8 protein-coding genes are annotated in these 19,195 nt (G+C 65.1%); 1 reads left to right on the forward strand and 7 read right to left on the reverse strand.

Annotation, left to right across the window (positions count from 1 at the left end; genetic code table 11):
* Positions 1-13: 13 nt before the first annotated feature.
* The 4 genes from FGL95_RS09495 to FGL95_RS09510 all read right to left on the reverse strand — a co-directional run bounded on the left by FGL95_RS09495 (position 14) and on the right by FGL95_RS09510 (position 7,533).
* Positions 14-1,480, reverse strand: coding sequence for a glutamate synthase small subunit (locus FGL95_RS09495; RefSeq protein WP_169586006.1), 1,467 nt, complete (start codon positions 1,478-1,480; stop codon positions 14-16).
* Positions 1,473-6,083: a glutamate synthase large subunit gene (gene gltB, locus FGL95_RS09500; RefSeq protein WP_169586007.1), complete on the reverse strand. Its 4,611-nt coding sequence runs from the start codon at positions 6,081-6,083 to the stop codon at positions 1,473-1,475. The genes FGL95_RS09495 and gltB overlap by 8 nt, the downstream gene beginning before the upstream one ends.
* 437 nt (positions 6,084-6,520) lie before the next feature.
* The gene (locus FGL95_RS09505) at positions 6,521-6,958 is read right to left on the reverse strand and encodes a VOC family protein (protein ID WP_169586008.1); all 438 of its coding nucleotides are present in this window, start codon (positions 6,956-6,958) and stop codon (positions 6,521-6,523) included.
* Between the two features lie 26 nt (positions 6,959-6,984).
* On the reverse strand, positions 6,985-7,533 hold the full coding sequence (locus FGL95_RS09510) for a TetR/AcrR family transcriptional regulator (RefSeq protein ID WP_169586009.1): 549 nt from the start codon (positions 7,531-7,533) through the stop codon (positions 6,985-6,987).
* Between the two features lie 55 nt (positions 7,534-7,588).
* Between FGL95_RS09510 and FGL95_RS09515 the strand changes: the two genes are divergently transcribed.
* The gene (locus tag FGL95_RS09515; RefSeq protein WP_169586010.1) at positions 7,589-8,614 is read left to right on the forward strand and encodes an FAD-dependent monooxygenase; all 1,026 of its coding nucleotides are present in this window, start codon (positions 7,589-7,591) and stop codon (positions 8,612-8,614) included.
* Positions 8,615-8,635: 21 nt separating this feature from the next.
* On the opposite strand, the gene FGL95_RS09520 is transcribed toward FGL95_RS09515, so the two are convergent.
* The 3 genes from FGL95_RS09520 to FGL95_RS09530 form a co-directional block, all read right to left on the reverse strand.
* A complete protein-coding gene (locus FGL95_RS09520) occupies positions 8,636-9,352 on the reverse strand; it encodes an esterase/lipase family protein (RefSeq protein ID WP_169586011.1) in 717 nt (238 codons plus the stop codon).
* 68 nt (positions 9,353-9,420) lie between these two features.
* Complete coding sequence (locus tag FGL95_RS09525) at positions 9,421-13,935, reverse strand: amino acid adenylation domain-containing protein (RefSeq protein WP_338079794.1); 4,515 nt, start codon at positions 13,933-13,935, stop codon at positions 9,421-9,423.
* Positions 13,917-19,184, reverse strand: a complete 5,268-nt coding sequence (locus tag FGL95_RS09530; RefSeq protein WP_169586012.1) for a non-ribosomal peptide synthetase — start codon at positions 19,182-19,184, stop codon at positions 13,917-13,919. The genes FGL95_RS09525 and FGL95_RS09530 overlap by 19 nt, the downstream gene beginning before the upstream one ends.
* Positions 19,185-19,195 lie beyond the last annotated feature (11 nt).

Genomic DNA, 19,195 nt, shown 5'->3' on the forward strand with positions numbered 1-19,195 from the left:
GTGGCCGGACAACTCAGCGCTGCGGCGCCGCCGTGGGCACGATCGGTGACGGAAGTGCGGTGTCGCCTTCGAGGTACTTGTCGACCGCCGCCGCACAGGCGCGGCCTTCGGCGATAGCCCACACGATCAGCGACTGACCACGACCGAGGTCGCCCGCAGCGAAGATGCCGTCGACCGTCGTCGCCCACTCGTTGCTGCGCGCGACGTTTCCGCGGTCGGAGTATTCGACACCGAGATCGTCGAGCAGACCGGGCTTCTCGGGTCCTACGAAGCCCATGGCGAGCAGGACCAGATCGGCGTCGAGTGTGAAGTCCGAGCCGTCGACCTTCTCGAACCGGCCGTTGACCATCTTGACCTCGTGCGCCTCGAGACCGGTGACCTTGCCGTCCACACCGACGAAACGTTCGGTGTTCACGGAGAAGACGCGCTCGCCGCCTTCCTCGTGGGCAGACGACACGCGGAACATCAGCGGATACGTCGGCCACGGAGTGTGATCGGCGCGCTCCTCGGGCGGGCGCGGCATGATCTCGAACTGATGCACACTGGCCGCGCCCTGGCGGTGCGAGGTGCCGAGGCAGTCTGCGCCGGTGTCGCCACCGCCGATGATGACGACCTTCTTGCCCTTCGCCGTCAATGGCGGTTCGCCATCGGGACCGAGGACGTCGTCGCCGAGCTGCACGCGGTTGGCCCACGGCAGGAACTCCATGGCCTGATGGATACCGTCGAGCTCGCGACCGGGAATCGGCAGGTCACGCGCGGCGGTGGCACCACCGGCCAGCACGATTGCATCGAAATCGGCCCGCAACTGCTGCGCGGTGATGTCGACGCCGACATTGACACCCGGCTTGAAGACGGTGCCTTCGGCCTCCATCTGCGCCAGACGGCGATCGATGTGACGCTTTTCCATCTTGAACTCGGGGATGCCGTAACGCAGCAAACCACCGATGCGGTCTTCACGTTCGAACACCGTGACCGTGTGGCCCGCGCGCGTCAACTGCTGCGCCGCCGCAAGACCGGCGGGACCGGAGCCGACGACCGCGACCTTCTTGCCGGTCAGGCGCGTCGGATACACCGGCTGCACCCAGCCTTCGGCGAAGGCGTGGTCGATGATTTCGACCTCGACCTGCTTGATGGTGACCGGGTCCTGATTGATGCCCAGGACGCACGACGCCTCGCAGGGCGCCGGACACAACCGTCCGGTGAACTCCGGGAAGTTGTTCGTCGCGTGCAAGCGGTCGATCGACTCGCGCCAACGGTCCTTGTAGACGAGGTCGTTCCACTCGGGAATCAGATTCCCGAGCGGGCAACCGTTGTGGCAGAACGGAATTCCACAGTCCATGCAACGACTCGCCTGCGTGCGCAGCGTGTCGTCGGAGAACTCCTCATAGACCTCTTTCCAGTCCATCAGGCGCAAAGGCACAGGTCGGCGGGAAGGAAGTTCCCGCGTGGTGTGCTTCAGAAAACCACTCGGGTCACCCACGTGCTGCCTCCATAATTGCCTCGTCGACATCCCGGCCGTTTTTCTCGGCTTCGGAGATCGCGAGCAGGACCTTCTTGTAATCGCGCGGCATCACCTTGACGAAGTGATTCACCTGCTGGCTCCAATCGGCCAGAATGCGCTCCGCCACAGCGGAACCCGTCTGGTCGCGGTGCCGGGTGATAGTCGCCTTCAGCCAGGTGAAGTCCTCGCCGACCAGCTTGTCCAGGTCGACCAACTCCGTATTGAGGTTGGCCTCGAACGTACCGTCCGGGTTGTAGATGTAGGCGACGCCACCCGACATACCTGCGCCGAAGTTGCGCCCGGTTTCACCGAGGATGACGACCTTGCCGCCGGTCATGTACTCGCAACCGTGGTCGCCAACGCCCTCGACGACGGCCGTAGCTCCCGAGTTACGCACGCAGAAGCGCTCACCTGCGATGCCCCGGATCAAAACCTCACCGCTGGTCGCGCCGAACAGGATGACGTTGCCGGCGATGATGTTGTTCTCCGCCACGAAGTCCGCCGGTGCCGTCAACGACGGCCGAAGCACGAGGTGGCCGCCGGAAAGGCCCTTGCCGACGTAGTCGTTCGCGTCACCCTGCACGCGAAGCGTGATGCCTGCAGGAACGAACGCACCGAAACTGTTGCCAGCCGAACCGTTGAACGTGATGTCGATCGTGTCGTCAGGCAAACCGGCACCGCCGTAAGCCTTGGTGACTTCGTGACCGAGCATCGTGCCGACAGTGCGGTTGACGTTGGAGATCTTCGTTTCGAAGACAACTCGCTCACCACGATCGAGCGCGTTGCGACTCTGGGTGATCAGCTGCTGGTCCAGCGCCTTGTCGAGCCCGTGATCCTGAGTCCCCGTGTTGTAGAGGTCCTGGTTCATGAACGCCGTCTCGACGTCCTGAAGGATCGGCGACAGGTCCAGCTTCGACGCCTTCCAATGCTCCTTGGCCTTGGTGGTGTCGAGCAGTCCGACCTGGCCGACCGCCTCGTTCAGTGTCCGGAAACCGAGTTCCGCCAACAGTTCCCGGACCTCTTCGGCGATGAACATGAAGAAGTTCTCGACGAATTCGGGCTTGCCGGTGAAACGCTTGCGCAAGATCGGGTTCTGTGTGGCAACACCGACAGGGCAGGTGTCGAGGTGGCAGACGCGCATCATGATGCAGCCCGTCACGACCAGAGGCGCGGTTGCGAAACCGAACTCCTCGCCACCGAGCAGCGCGGCGACCATGACGTCGCGGCCGGTCTTGAGCTGACCGTCGACCTGGACCACGATGCGGTCGCGCAGACCGTTGAGCAGCAACGTCTGCTGGGTCTCGGCCAGGCCAAGCTCCCACGGAGCGCCCGCGTGCTTCATCGACGTCAGCGGCGTCGCGCCGGTGCCACCGTCGTGACCGGAAATCAGGACCACGTCGGCATGGGCTTTCGACACACCAGCGGCGACCGTTCCCACGCCGACCTCGGATACGAGCTTGACGTGAATGCGCGCACTGGGGTTGGCGTTCTTCAGGTCGTGGATCAGCTGAGCGAGATCCTCGATCGAGTAGATGTCGTGGTGCGGCGGCGGACTGATCAGCCCGACGCCAGGCGTCGAGTGCCGGACCTCGGCAACCCACGGATACACCTTGTGAGCCGGAAGCTGACCGCCTTCACCGGGCTTGGCACCCTGGGCCATCTTGATCTGGATGTCCGAGCAGTTCGTCAAGTAGTGGGCCGTGACACCGAAACGTCCCGACGCGACCTGCTTGATCGCACTGCGGCGCCAGTCGCCGTTCTCCTCCGGCTCGAAGCGGGCCGGGCTTTCGCCGCCCTCACCCGAGTTGGAGCGGCCACCGATGCGGTTCATCGCAATGGCCAGCGTCTCGTGGGCCTCGGCCGAGATGGAGCCGTAGCTCATCGCGCCGGTCGAGAACCGCTTGACGATCTCGCTTGCCGGCTCGACTTCGTCGATCGAGATGGCCTTGCGGCCCTCGGTCTTGAAGCGGAACAGGCCACGCAGCGACGCGAGCCGCTCGGACTGGTCGTCGACCAGCTTCGTGTACTCCTTGAAGACCTTGTACTGACCGGTCCGGGTGGAGTGCTGCAGCTTGAACACCGTGTCCGGGTTGAACAGGTGGTATTCGCCTTCGCGACGCCACTGGTACTCGCCACCGACCTCGAGCTCGCGATGCGCGCGCTCCTGCCGGTTCTCGAGATACGCGGTCGCGTGGCGGGCCGCCGTGTCGGCTGCGATCTCGTCGAGGCCGATGCCACCGAGATGCGACCGCAGACCGCTGAAGTACTCGTCGACCAGTTCCTGCGAAAGGCCGATGACCTGGAACAACTGCGCGCCGGTGTATGAGGCGACCGTCGAGATGCCCATCTTGGACATCACCTTCAGCACACCCTTGCCCGCTGCCTTGATGTAGTTCTTGACCGCCGTCTTGTTGTCGATGCCGGTCAACGCGCCGCGGTCGATCATGTCCTCGATCGACTCGAACGCCATGTACGGGTTGATCGCGGCTGCGCCGAAACCGACCAGCGTCGCCATGTGGTGCACCTCGCGGGCGTCACCGGCCTCGATGATCAGTCCGACCTTGGTGCGGGTGCGCTCGCGAACGAGGTGGTGATGCACCGCCGCGGTCAGCAACAGCGACGGAATCGGCGCGAGCTTCTCGTTCGATTCGCGGTCCGATAGGACGATGATGCGAGCGCCACCGTCGATCGCGGCCGAGACCTGTGCCTGAATGGCGAGCAGCGCGTTGCGCAGCCCTTCCCCACCCTCGGCCACGGGGTACAACCCGCGCACGACGACCGACCGGAGCGCTTCCTGGGTGCCGTCGTCGTTGATGTGGACGAGCTTCGACAGGTCGTCGTTGTGCAGGATCGGCTGCGGCAGCACGATCTGCTTGCACGAATCCGGACCCGGGTTGAGCAGGTCGCCCTCGGGACCGATCGTTCCGCCGAGGCTGGTGACGACTTCCTCGCGGATCGCGTCGAGCGGCGGGTTGGTGACCTGAGCGAACAGCTGCTGGAAGTAGTCGAACAGCAGACGCGGGCGTGCCGACAAGACGGCGACCGGAGTATCGGTGCCCATCGAGCCGAGCGCTTCACCACCGGTCTTCGCCATCGGCGAGATCAGCATGCTCAGCTCTTCGGTGGTGTAACCGAAGATCTGCTGCCGAATGAGGATCCGGTCGTGCGGCATGTGGACGTGCGGACGACCCGGCAGATCGTCGAGTTCGGTCAAGCCCTCGTCCAGCCACTGCTGGTAGGGCTGCTCTGCCGCGAGCTGCGACTTGATCTCGTCGTCCTCGACGATACGGCCCTGCTCGGTGTCGACCAGGAACATGCGCCCTGGCTGCAGACGGCGCTTCTCCACGACCTTGGCCGGATCGATATCCAGGACGCCGACCTCGGACGCCATGACAACCAAGCCGTCGTCGGTGACCCAGATGCGGCTCGGGCGTAGGCCGTTGCGGTCGAGCACGGCGCCGACGACGGTGCCGTCGGTGAACGTGACCGATGCCGGTCCGTCCCATGGCTCCATCAGCGAGGCGTGGTAGCGATAGAACGCGCGCTGCGCGGGGTCCATGCTCTCGTGACGTTCCCAGGCTTCGGGGATCATCATCAGCACGGCATGGGGCAAGCTGCGCCCGCCGAGGTGCAGCATCTCGAGCACCTCGTCGAAGCGAGCGGTGTCGCTCGCCCCGGGCGTACAGACGGGAAAGATCTTGTCGAGCGAGCCGTCACCGAACACGTTCGATTCGATGAGGGCCTCGCGGGCACGCATCCAGTTCTCGTTGCCGGTGACCGTGTTGATCTCGCCGTTGTGCGCGACGCGACGGAACGGGTGCGCCAGCGGCCACGACGGGAAGGTGTTCGTGGAGAAGCGCGAGTGCACGAGACCGAGGGCGCTCTCCAGCCGGTCGTCCTGCAGGTCCAGGTAGAAGGCCTTCAGCTGCGGAGTGGTGAGCATGCCCTTGTAGACGAAGGTCTTACCCGACAAGCTCGGGAAGTAGACCGTCTCGCTACCGGTGGCGCCGCGGCCTGCGCCGTCGGTGCCGAGTTCGTGTTCGGCGCGCTTACGAATGACGTACGCGCGACGCTCGAGGTCCATGCCGGTGATCGGCGACCGAGTGCCGGCACGTTGGCCGATGAACACCTGGCGGAATGTGGGCATTGCGTCACGAGTGAGGGCGCCGAGCGACGACTCGTCGATCGGGACCTCGCGCCACCCGATAACGGCGAGGCCTTCTTCGCTGACGATCTGCTCGACACCGATTGCTGCCTTCGCTGCCTCGGCGCGTGCCTGAGGCAGGAATGCGATGCCCGTGACGTACGAACCTTCTTCGGGCAGGTCGAAGTCGACGACTGCACGGAAGAACTTGTCCGGTACCTGCAACAGGATGCCAGCACCGTCACCGGTGTTGGGCTCAGCTCCAGCTGCGCCACGATGCTCGAGATTGACGAGCGCGGTAATCGCCTTGTCGACGATGTCGCGACTACGCCGACCGTGCATATCGACGACGAATGCGACGCCGCACGAATCGTGCTCGTTCGCTGGGTCGTAAAGGCCTTGAGGTTTTGGATACCTGTGGCCTGGAAGTTGCGTCATGCCCTTCGCCTTCAAATGAACAGCCTTCTGTGCATCGAGGACCAGCGGCGCTGATGGTCGTCTGTGTTGCGTGCCTGCTGTGTTGTTCACCCAGGACAATGCGGAGCGGCGACACGCGTACGTGTGCACCACCTCCGATCAGCTTTCCCCGTACCCTCGAACTGGGTTCGGCTGCTCGGCTGCCGGACCATTGTGCATCCGGCGTAAGAGGAAACGATAAGTCAGAACCGGGTGCCGATACCAACTTAGGGCGACCTAAAATCACGTTCTAGCTGCGCGTCTCGTATCGACTGTTTACACAGGTCGGCCCGTGTATCCAGTGTAGACGAGCGGCGGGACCTCCCTTTACGCTCCGATTTCGGCTCTTCGAGCACGCGAATCCGCGAAATACCCGGTCATAGCGACGACCAAACGTTGTGAGTTAACTAACTCGGCGTCTAGCCCTGTTCAGCCCAAGCCCGAGCGTTCGCGTCCTTCGCGATGAGGGGATTCTCGGCACGAGCCTTGATTTCCTGCACCGCCCAGGAGTTGCCATCTGGATCGGCGAAGCCGAAGAACGTGCCGCCGTCGCTGGGCGCGATGACCTGAAGTTCGGTGACCTCGACGCCTCGGTCGAGCAGCTCTTGCCGCGCTGCCGCGGCGTCGGCGACGACGAGCTGCAGTGACTTCATCGATCCGGGTTCCATTTGCTTCTGTGCGGGTAGATCGCCGAAGACGATCGAGCAGCCGGAGCCGGGCGGGGTCAGTTGGGTGACGCTCATGTGTTCGTTCTTCGTGTGGTGATCGAGATGGAACCCCACCTTGTCGCGGTAGAACTCGATCGATCGCTCGATATCGCTGACGGGTAGTACGACGACCTCGAGAGTCCAGTCCATTGGTTCCCTTCCTGTTCGTGTGACTCTCACAGTAGGGATGTGACCAGATGTGTGATCCGTGGGCGGGGATCGAAATCGGCGACCGGCATCGTGAGCTGGTGCAAGATCGCGCCGTCCAAGTAGTCCATCAGAATCGGTGCGTCGATCTCGGGCTGCTTCGAGACGGTCGCCATCATGCCGACGACCCAGGTGACCAGACCTTGGCGCGCTTCCAGGAGTGGGGCTTGCAGTTCTTCGGTCGCTGCGGCCTCGAGAAACAGGGCATAGCGCGCTGCGGTCCGCGTTCGTTCGGGTCCGAGGGAATGCATGAGCAAAGCAACTGCGCTGTCGATCAGTTCCGCCGCGGTCTGCGGAGTCGGTAGTTGGCCGAGCTGGTCCCAATCGGCGTGGTCGCGTTCGACGAGGCGGCCCGCAACTCCGGCCAGCAGCGTTTCGCGTGTGCGGAAGTAGTTCGACGTCGACCCTGTCGGCATCGCCGCGATCTCGTCCACCCCTCGGTGCGTCAGTCCTCGCGAACCTTTCGTGCCGAGCAACTCGATCGCGGCGTCCAACACCTGTTCACGCTTGCTGGTCATACATGTCACACTACACCCGTAGTAATTTCACTACATCCGTAGTAACGTCTTTCGTATGACGAAATCAGCAGCAATCATCGGTGGCGGAATCGGCGGGCTTGCCACCGCCAACTACTTGGTCCAGCACGGCTGGATAGTCGACGTTTTCGAACGGTCCGCAGCGTTGCCCGACACCGGAACTGCACTCGGCATGTGGCCGGAGGCCCTGGTCGCACTCGACGCGATAGGCGTCGGCGACCGCGTTCGCAGCATCGGCAGTCAGCAGAAGCACGGACTCTTCCGCCGAGCGGACGGCTCGACGCTGGCGAAGATCGACATTCGCGACACGGCGGTCCTGATCTCGCGGCCGCGCCTGCTTGAGTCTCTGGCGAGCACGTTGCCGGACGGAATCGTCAAGTTCTCGACGACAATCGACAACGTCGCCGACTTGGGCGGGTACGACGTGATTGTCGGAGCGGACGGCGTGAACAGCCGCGTACGGACCGCTGTGGTCGGGCATCAGGTCGATCCAGAATTTCTCGGCTTCAGCGCGCTGATCGGCCGCGCACATGGCACGACCGACACGGTGGCCGAGACCTGGGACGAAGAGAAGATCTTCGGCATCAGCCCTCGCGACGGCGGCGTCACGAACTGGTTCGCCGCTTACCGTCAGCCGGCGGACGGTCGGATGCCGGCCGATCCGATGGCGTTCCTGCGCAGCAACTTCGGCCACTGGCATTCCGACGTGACCGAGCTACTGGACCGCATCGACACCAACTCGTTCATTCACTACAACGTGAAGCAGATGCCGAAGCTCGATAGCTACGTCCGCGGCAATATCGCGCTGATCGGCGATTCGGCGCACGCAATGGCGCCCAACCTGGGACGGGGCGCTTGCGAAACCCTGATCGACGCTGCGACGCTCGGGCAGGCCCTCGTCTCTCATGACGTCGACGAGGCCCTGCGTCGATACGATCGCAAGCGGCGCAAGCACACTCAACGCCTGCTGACAGGCGCGCGACTGATGAGCAAAGCCGCGATGAGCACTCGGTTCAACGGTCCACGTGATGCCGCGATTCGGGTGGTCTCCAAATTCGCGTGACGTTTCACGTGGACCGGTCAATCAGTTGGGGCCGGGGAGCAGAGTCTGGCCGACGCTGATCGAGCCGTCCGGATCGTTGACGAATGTGCCGACGCAGTTCCCCTGCAGCGCGCTGACAGTGAGATCGATGACCCGCGGATCGGCTACCTCGGACAGGTGGTTGACGTCCGGAACAGGTGTCATGCGGCACTGCCCACCATCGAGGCGACCGTCGACGGGCTCGGTCGTTCCGCGAATCGAGTAGTAGTTGATGTTGCCGGGAGTGTCGTCACCGGTGTTCAGCGAGTTGATGAACGGCGTGACGGGGCAACCATCGAAGCCCGAGCCCGGCAGCTGGAAGCAGCCACCCGGGGTGCCGTACTGCGGCGCACCGATCGAGATGTAGGTATCGACGACGTCGACGCCGCCGAGCGCGCGGATGTAGTTGCGCGCGCTCAGTGCGCCGTAGCTGTGCCCGACGAGCGCGATCGATTCGACGTTGGCCCCGCGAGTCGCGTTGTCGACGGCATCCTTGACCACGTACGACTCGCGGACGAGGTCCAGGCCACCGGTCGGCACCAGAACGACCTTGTAGCCGAGGCCGGTGAGCCGCGCGTCCATGTCCTTGTACATGTCGAGCGCGAGGGTTCCTGGAACGGGCTCCTGGCCCGGAATCAGGAACACGAGCCGGTCGCCACCGGGCGCAGCGGCGGCGGTGGGGGCGACGAGACCGGCGACCGAAGCGGCCAGCCCAGCCATCGCAACAAAGGTAAGCATAACCTTAGATAACTTCACCGGCCGAACGGTAGCGCCTCGCACCGATTCGGTCAACTCGTACGAAACTGCAGGCTTGCCGCGACCTTTTCCACGGTCTCCTGCCAAATCACAGCCAGTCGGTTTGCTTGGTCCGCGGTCATCGCCGCACTGTTCCACCGCCAGCTTGTGACCAGCTGCGGCCCCGCCACGGTGGGACGGATCGCGCTGTAGACGTCGACCGCAAAGCGCAACGGGAAGTCCGGCTCGGGCGCTATCGGAAGCTGTTGGTGCACAGCATTATCCGCTGACGGCAACCAGTGGAGTGGCACGTCTGGACCACCCAGATCGAACCGGCCCAGGTAGTTGAACGCCACCTGCGGATCACGCGCGTGTGCCAGCTCAGGAACTGGATTCGTATACGCGAGCAAGCCGTAATCGACGCCGCCGTGCGGAACCTCATCGAGCTCCGCGGTGACAGCGTCCATCAGCGCATCCGGGCTCGCGTGGTCATGCCCAGCGCCCAGTCGAACCGGATAGAGAGTGGTGAACCAACCGACCGTGTTCGCAGTGTCGACAGCACCACCGACGGCCTCGTCCTCGCGTCCGTGGCCACCCAGCGCGACGAGCATTCCTGCTGCGCCGTCTTGCCCGCGCTCGGCTCGCCAGGTGGCGATGGTGGTCGTCAGCGCGGTGAGCAGCAGCTCGCGCAATTGTCCCGACTTGCCGAGGAGTACCCGAGTCGTCTCGACCGATGAATCCGCGGGCGCGATCTTCAGCATCGACCACGTGTCGGTCGTCGGGTCCGGGTAGCGCTCGCCCAGGACCGGGTCGTCGCCCGCCACCTGCGCAATCCAGTAGTCGCGTTGCGCCAGAACCTCAGGCGCGTCAGCACGACGGCGCAATGCCTGTGCCCAATCCCGGAACGGTGTCGGCTCGGGCGGCAGGACCGGCACCGACGGCGTCTCCGTCAGTTGCGACCACGCGTCTGCCAGGTCGGCGAACAGCACGCGCCAGGACACCGCGTCAACCGCGAGGTGGTGAACGGCGAGCAGCAATAACTCGCCCGAGTCACGTTCGAGCCGGACTGCCCGGACCATCGCCCCAGCGTGTGGGTCGAGCCCGTCGACCGCGGCGCGTGCCGCTTGCGCGATGTCCGCATCCGTCGTCACCAAAATGTCGGCCGCCCTGACGATTCCCGGCTCGCGTGTGACAACACGAGGTCCGTCGGGTGTCTCGACGAGCCGCGAGCGCAGCATGTCGTGACCGTCGAGCACGGCCTGCAGCACGAGGGCCAGGTCGGCATCGCTCACCCGGGGCGGAAGCGTGAGCGCCATCGTGTGGCAAGCGCGCCGGAAGCTGCCGTACCGGAACATCCACGCGAAGTTCGGCACGGTCTCGATTTCGCCGTAGCCGATGTGCTCGGTGGCCGTCGCTCGCAGCGCCGCCGCGTCGATCGCCGCAGCCAGATCGCGGATTGTCGGTGTTGCAAGCACCATTCGTGGACTCACCGGCACCGACTGCCTGCGCAACCGATTGACCAGCGAGATCGCGACGACACTGTCCATGCCCAGATCGAAGAAGTCCTCGTCGATGCCGGGCGCGGGACCGCCGAGCACCTCGGCGAACGCACCGGCGAGTGCTTTCTCCGTGTTCGTACCGGGCAGTGCGCCGGAATCGGACGCGCTCCCGGCAACCAGCAATTTCGCTGCCGCATCGACCAATTCGCGAGTGTCCAGCTTGCCGTTGGATGTGATGGGAAGGCTCGGCAACACGACAAGGCGCGTCGGCACCATGTAGGCCGGAAGGTGCTCGCCCAGTTCGGTCCGCAGCTTCGCCGGTTCTTTGCCGGAGGCGACAACGAAGCCGACCAGCGCGGGCCCTGCAGCGCGGCGCACCACCACGACCGCAGCCGCGGAGACGCCGGACAGCCTGCGCAATTCGGCTTCGATGTCGCCCAATTCGACGCGGTAGCCGCGAATTTTCACTTGATCGTCGACGCGGCCGAGGAACGTCAGCTCACCCGACGGGAGCCGACGCACCAGGTCGCCCGTGCGATACATGCGACGACCTGCGGCGAAGGGGTCGGCGACGAAACGGTCCGCGGTGTTCGCGCGGCGCTCGACGTAACCGCGCGTCAACTGTCCGCCCGCGAGATACAGCTCGCCGACCACACCGATCGGCGAGAGCCGCAGGTGTGAATCGAGAACGTATGCCGTTGTTCCTGCTGTCGGCCCGCCGAGATTCGGTGGCAGGCTGGATCCACGCTGCGCGGTGACCGGGCCGACCAAAGCTTCGACAGTCGTCTCGGTGGGTCCGTAGCAGTTGTAGACGTCGGTGTCGGGCAGCACCTGCAACTGCGCCCACAGCTGCGGACCGATCGCCTCACCACCGAGCGCGAGCACGGACAGCTGCGCTGCCGACGATCGGTCGCCGAGCAGGCCGGCATCGGAAAGCTGCGCGAACATCGACGGCGAGGTGTCGATCATGTCGATCCGTCGGGCGGCGATGCCATCGACCACACCTTGGGCATCCCGCATCTCCGCCGAGTCGAACAAGTGGATTTCGTGCCCGTCGAGTAGCCCGACCAGCGGTTGCCAGGACGCATCGAAGCTGAGCGACCAGGCGTGTGCGATCCGGAGCTTTCGACCGAGGCGGGCTACCGCGGGTCGATAGACGCGGTTTCGGTGGTCGGCGAAATAGCTGGACAGGGCGGCGTGAGTACCCATCACGCCTTTGGGTTCACCTGTCGATCCTGACGTGAAGATCAGGTATGCGCACTGGTCGGGTCGCGCTGCCACTGGAGCAAACTCCGCCGAAAAACCGAGTGCTGGGTCGTCGATCGTGAAAACGTCGACATCGAAATCACCGAGCAAGGGCGCACTGTCGCGAACCGAGACAACCAGGTCCGGGGCGGATTGCCGCAGGACCGATTCGATGCGTGAGATCGGTGCGGCGACATCCACGGGTACGTAAGCAGCACCCGCGGCAAGCGTGGCGAGGATGGCGATGATCGACCGCTCGGACCGTGGCAGTGCCAGCGCGACAACCGATTCGGCACCGATTCCGCGCGCGGTCAGCTCAGCGGAGAGGGCTCCGGCGGCCGCAGCCAACTCGGCGTAAGTGAACTGCACGGCCGCCGTCGTGAGCGCGATCGCCTCCGGCGTGCGCGCGGCCTGGCGCGCGAACTGCTCGGCGATGCCGACGTCCGAGACATCGTCGAGTGCAGGCGTGGTGGCCAACCGCAGGAGATCCGCACGTTCGCCCGGCAGCAGTGGGTCGAGCTCGCCAACGCCTGTGCTGTCAGGCAATCGACGCAGGACAGCCAGCAACCGCGCACCGATGTCGGCGGCCGAGAAGTGCGGCAGCGCTGCTGTCACGGCTTCGATCTCCAAGACGAGCGTCTCGTCGAGGACGTACGCGACGACGGTGAGCGGATAGTGCGCGAGGCTCTCCATCGTCTTCGGCACGAACTGCGCACCGTCGCGCGTGTGAATCGCGGCGGTCGCTGCGCCGATCGGCGCGTTCTCGAACACCAACAAGGTGTCGAACAACGAATCGTGCCCAGCGGCGCGTTGCACGGTCGACAAGCCGAGGAAGCCTTGCTCGCGCATTGCCGCGGATTCCCGTTGCAGCGCGGCGCATTGCTCGACGATCGATGCGGAACGATCGAGGCGAACCGCCATCGGGACCGCATTGATGAAAAGCCCGATCATCGTCTCGACGCCCGCGAGCGATTCGGGGCGACCGGAAACAGTCGTGCCGAACACGACGTCGTCGCGATCGGTCAATGCTCCGAGGACGACAGCCCACGCAAACTGCGTGACGGTGTTCAAGGTGAGTCCGTGCTTGCGCGACCAGGTCCGCAGCGTCGCCGTCGACTCCGGATCCAGCTCGAACCGTGTCGATCCGGGCACGACCCGGCCGACCTGCGCCGAATCGCCCTCGGCCAGCATCAGCGGTGCGCTCACTCGATCGAGATAGTCGACCCAGGATTTCGTTGCGGCGGCGGTGTCCTGCTGGGCGAGCCACCCGATGTAATCCCGATACGGTCGCGGGGTCGGCAGCAGCTCGGGGGCACCTGAGTCATAGATCGCGATCAGTTCGCGGAAGAAGACCGCCATCGCCCAGCCGTCCAACAGGATGTGGTGGGCGGTGAGGATCAGGCGACGAGACTCACCTGCCGTCGCGATGACCACTCGCCAGAGCGGTCCGCGGGAGAGGTCGAAGTTGCGGCGCCGCTCCGACACTTCGAGTTCGTCCAGCTCGTGGGCGGAAACCGCGATTTCCGACCACGGAACATCGACCCAGGTCGGCACGATCTGGACTGGCCGCGGCAGGTCCTGGTCCCAGAACGATGCCCGCAGGTTCGGATGCCTGACGAACATCGCGTCGAAACTCCGATGCAAACGCTCCAAGTCGACGGGTCCGACGATCTCCATGACGAACTGCATCGTGTACAGGTCGACGCCCTCGTCGGCGATCCGCGCGAGCGAAAAGAACCCTTCCTGCAAAGGGCTCAGTGCGAGAACGTCTTCGATACCGGCGGGCTGGGTGCGGTCGACCGTCGTCACTGTCGTGCCTGCCACGCCGAACCGAGCATTGCGAGCGCATCCTCGCTCAAGCCAGACACCGCCATCGGGGCGTGCGACTGCTCGACGACGGGCTCGGCTGGTTTCTCGGCGGTGACGCCGCTGTCGAGCGCCCTGTCGATGGCACTCGCGAGCTCCGCGATCGTCAGGTACTCGAACACCATCTGCGGCGTCAGCGGCAGGCCTGCCTGCGTTGCTCGGCCAGCCCACTGGATCGAGATGACACTGTCGCCACCGAGCGCGAAGAATCCGTCCTCGCGGCCCACATCCTCGATCTCGAGCAGCTCTTCCAGCAGCTCGATGAGTTGGTGCTCGGTGTCGGTCGCGGCTGCACCGGCGAGAACAGCCTCCTGCGCTTGGCGCTTCTCCTCCAGAACGACGAGCACCAGCACGCCATCCGATTCCCACCGGGCTCGGACGCCGCTACGGAACACCCGATCGCCCTGCCCGGACCCGCCCAGGTACAGCTCGCCGACCACACCGCGCGGGACAAGTCGGCCTGCCGAATCGAGCACGAGCGCGCGGACGCCAGGCGCGGGCCGACCCCGGATCGGATCACTGCCTCCGAACAGCACCTGCGCGAGATCGTCGACGCTGAGGTCGGGTGCCGTGCTCGCCGCCTCCAGATCGAGCTGGTTGGCGTGGCCCCACTCGAGCAGCTGCACCCGCTCGCCTCGCGTGAGAACGTCGACATCGCCGACAGCGGCGTCGACGTCATCGGCGAACGAGGTGAGTACTCGGAGCAGTCGGTCCGCGAATTCCTGTCCCGATGCCTCGTCGTACAAATCGGTATTGAGGATCACGCCGCCGTCGAATCCACCCTCGGCATCCGCGAAGAAGCTCACGCTCACGTCGAGGTAGGCGATGTCGAAGTCGAACGGCAATACCGTCAGAGCTGAACCAGCGAGATCCACTCGGTCCGGCGCGGTCTCGCGGAAATGCAGCATGACCTGGAAAAGCGGGTTTCGTGACCTGGTTCGCGGCGGGTTGAGCGCTTCGACGAGCCGCTCGACCGGGATGTCCTGGTTGCTGTATGCGCCGAGCGCGTCGTCGCGCACGCGCGACAGGATCATGCGCATCGTCGGATCCCCGGTGAAGTCGGTCCGGAGGACGACGATGTTCGCGAACAGGCCGATCAAATCGTCGGTCGCCGCGTCGACGCGCCCCGCAATTGGCGTGCCCACCGGCACGTCGTCGCCTGCGCCCAATTTGTGCAGCAGCGTTCCGAGCGCGGCTTGGTACACCATGAACTCGGTCGTGCCGACGAGCTCGGCGGTCGCCTTCAGTCGTTCGCGCAGCTGCGCAGGCACGCTGAACGACGTGGCTGCTCCGCGCACACCGAGGCTCGCAGGCCGCGGACGGTCGTGCGCTACAACGATTTCGTCGGGTGCGCCGGCCAACGCCGTGCGCCAGTAGTCGATCTGCTGCTGTGCCAACCCGCTGACCGCGCCGGTGCCCGGCGCCTTGTCGAACAGTTCGCGCTGCCATATCGCGTAGTCCGCGTATTGCAGCTCGCGGTCCGGCCAGTCCGGTGCGCCAGACCCGGCTCGGCGCGCGGCATACGCAGTCGCCAGGTCCTTGAACAACGCGTCGAAGGACCAATGATCGGCGACCATGTGGTGCACGAGCAGCGACAGCACGCGCACGTCGTCGGTAAGGGTGAACAGGTGCGGCCGGAAGAGCGGCTCGGATTCGACCGCGAAACTGTGCTGCGCGGCTTCGGCCAATTCCCGATCGAGCCGCTCTTGGTCACCGTCGAGCTGCGTGCGACCGACCACGACCGACGCGGCAGGATTGACCTGTTGAAACGGAATGCCGTCGTGCTCCGGGAACGTGGTGCGAAGCGACCCGTTGCGCTCGACGACGTCGCCGATCGCGGCGACCAGCGCTTCCTCGTCCAGCGGACCGTCGATCCGTACCGCCAGCGGAATATTGCCGACCGCGCTCGGACCCTCCAGCCGACGTTGGAACCACATCGCCAGCTGCGAGTACGACAGCGGCACGCGTTCGGGCCGGTCGCGTCTGGTGATCGGTGGACGTTGCGCGCCTTTCGGGATCATGGCCTCCGCGTCGATGACGCTCGCTAGTCCAACGACGGTCGGAGCGTCGAAAGGAGTGCGGACATCGATGTCGACATTGAATTCGGTCCGCACCTGCGCGACCAGTCGGGTCGCTAGCAGCGAGTGTCCACCGAGTTCGAAGAACGAATCGTCCGCGCCCACCGTGTCGCGGCCGAGGATTCGGGCGAACAGCGCGGCAAGACGGACCTCGGTCGGCGTGCTCGGCGCGCGATGCTCGGCAGCCGACGCTGCCATCGGCTCCGGCAGTGCAGCACGATCCAGCTTGCCGTGCGCCGTGATCGGAATTTCGTCGATCGTCAGCACGGCGGTCGGGACCATGTGCTCGGGCAGCGTCGCAGCCACGCGCGTCTTCACCTCGTCGGCGTCGATCGACTCGACACCGGCCGCAGGTACGACATAGGCCACGAGGATCGAGCCGATTTCCGGACGCTCGGTCGCGATGACGACACAATGCGCGACATCGTCGTGAGCCGCGATCGCAGCTTCCACTTCGCCCAACTCGATACGGAACCCGCGGACCTTGACCTGCTGGTCGGACCGACCGACAAACTCCAGGTCACCGTCGGTGTTGCGCCGCGCCAAGTCGCCGCTTCGGTAGATCCGGCCGCCGGGATGGAATGGATCGGCGACGAAGCGCTCGGCCGTCAGCCCGCGTCGATCGAGATATCCGCGCGCTACCTGGTCACCACCGAGGTAGATCTCGCCGACCACTCCGGTCGGTACTAGCTGTAGGGCGTCGTCGAGCAGGTAGAGGTAGACGTTGCGGTTCGGCGTCCCGATGGGCACGATGCGGGTGCCTTGGGGTTCCTCGACTGCGTAGTGCGTCGACGAGACGATCGCCTCGGTCGGACCGTAGTGGTTGCGCAGGGTGGCGTCGAGGATCGAGGCGAACTTCTCGCACACCTCGCCCGGGAGCACCTCACCGCCGACCGGCACGAAGCGCAGCGCATGCCAATCACGCACTTCCGGGAGCAGCAGAAAGCTGCTCAACATCGACGGCACCATATGCAGGACCGTGACGCCCTGGGCCGTGATGACGTCGGCCACGTATCGCACGTCGCGGAACGCATTCGGTTTCGGCACTACCAAACGGGCGCCGAGGGTCAAGGTGACGAAGATGTCCAGCAGCGATGCATCGAAGCTCACCGAGGACGACTGCAGCAAACGGTCGTCGGCGGTCATTCCGAAGTCGGCGTTGAAACTCTCCAAGTGCTCGGCGATCGCACCGTGCCCGACCTGCACGCCCTTCGGCTTACCGGTCGAGCCCGACGTGTAGATGACGTAGGCGAGGTTGTCCGGTCGCAGCGGTGAGCGACGGTCCGAGTCGGTCGGGTCGGCCTCGCTGAGTGCTGCGGCTGCGGTCTCGGCGGCCGCGAGGTCGTCGAGAGTCAACTGCAACTGCGGCTTGGCGTCGTCGATCAGATAGTCGATGCGATCCTGCGGGTAGGCGGGATCGATCGGAAGGTACGCGCCGCCGGACTTGAGGACTCCCAACACCGCGACGACGAATTCCACCGAGTTGGTCAACTGCAACGCCACGATGTCTTCCGGCCCAACTCCTTGCGCGATCAGCCAGTGCGCCAGCCTGTTCGCGCGGGCATTCAGTTCGCCGTAGGTGAACTTCTCGGTATCCGAGGTGATCGCGATCCGGTCTCGGCTGTTAGTCGCCTGCGCTTCGAAGATCGCTGTCAAGGTGCTGAACTGCGGCTTTGTCAGCACCCCGTGCGACTGGCTGAGCACCTTGCCGCGTCCGGACTCGCCGAGCATGTCGACATCGCAGATCCTCAGCGACGGGTCGGCCAGCGCGGCGTCGAGGAATCGCACGTAGTTGTCCAAGAATTGCTCGACGACCGTTCGCTCGAGCACATCACGCTGGTAATGCGCCTCGACGTGCGTGCCGGTGCGCCCGAATACCACCATGAACGCGAGCGGCTCCTGCGAGACCGTATTGCCGACATCGAGCTGTGTCACGGCGACGCCGTCGAACTCGAAGGCCACACGATCGATGCGCGCGCTGAAGCTCAATTCCACGAGTCCGGCGAGACCATCTCGGCCGGCTACGCGTCCCGGGTTGACCGCCCTGATCACGCGGTCGATGCCGAGCTTCTGGTGGGCGAACGCGCCGACGCAGGTCTCGCGCGTGGTGTCGACGAGCGCATCGAAATCGACTCGCGGGTCGAACTGCGCGCGGACGAGGAGGCTGTTGCCGAAGTAGCCGATGAGCGAGTCCGCCGCGCCCCGCCGGTCGGTGACAGGCACCGATATCAGGAAGTCCGAGGACGCGGTGTATCGATTGACCACGGCTTCGAACGCTGCGAGCAGCACCATGAACGAGGTCGCCGAATGCTTGCGCGCGAGCCCGTCGACCTGTGTCATTGCGTCGAGCGAGAGCGCCGCACTGACCGTCTCGGACCGCTTCGATGCGGCGCCGCTACGGCGAGCGGGCAGTTCCAGCGGCTCCGGCAGTGGCTGCAACTGCGAGCGCCAGTAGTCGAGCTCGGCGGGTTCGGCGGCGGACCGGTCAGCAGCGCCGAGTACCTCGACGTCGACGAACTGCGCTGCCAAGGTCGGCAACGGAGCCTGTGACGCATACGCGGCGTTGACGTCGGCGAAGAATACGCTCCAGGAATCGTCGTCCCAGGCGATGTGGTGCGTGACCAGCACGAGAACGACCTGGTCCGGCCCGGTCCGTACGAGGCTGATCCGCAACGGGCGCTCGACGGCAAGGTCGAAGCTGTGGCCATATTCTCGTCGAATGAGCACCTCGAGCCGACGCTCCCGACTGGCGGCAGGCAACTCGGTGAGGTCGTGTTCCTGCCAGACCAGATCGCCGTCCGGCGTCGCGATCTGGAACGGCTCGCCCTCGTCGTCGACCGCGTAGGTCGTCCGCAGAATCTCGTGCCGCAGGACCAGCGCGGTGAAGGCCGCGTGCAGCCGTTCGGTGTCGATCGGCCCGACCAGGCGATACGCGACGCCGACGTTCAGGGTGGTGTCGTCGCGGTCGCGGGTCTGGAGGAACCACATCCGCCGCTGGCCGTCCGAGAGCGGATTGCGGTCCGAAGTGCGGGGTGCCGCAACCACAACAGGCGCAGGGGCTGCGATACCGCCAGCGATCAGTCGCTGGCGGAGCAGTTGCTTGCGACGTTCGAGAACATCTTCCGACATGGAACGAAACC

Origin of the sequence: Antrihabitans stalactiti, from assembly GCF_012932915.1 — a bacterium.
GTDB classification, from domain to species: domain Bacteria; phylum Actinomycetota; class Actinomycetes; order Mycobacteriales; family Mycobacteriaceae; genus Antrihabitans; species Antrihabitans stalactiti.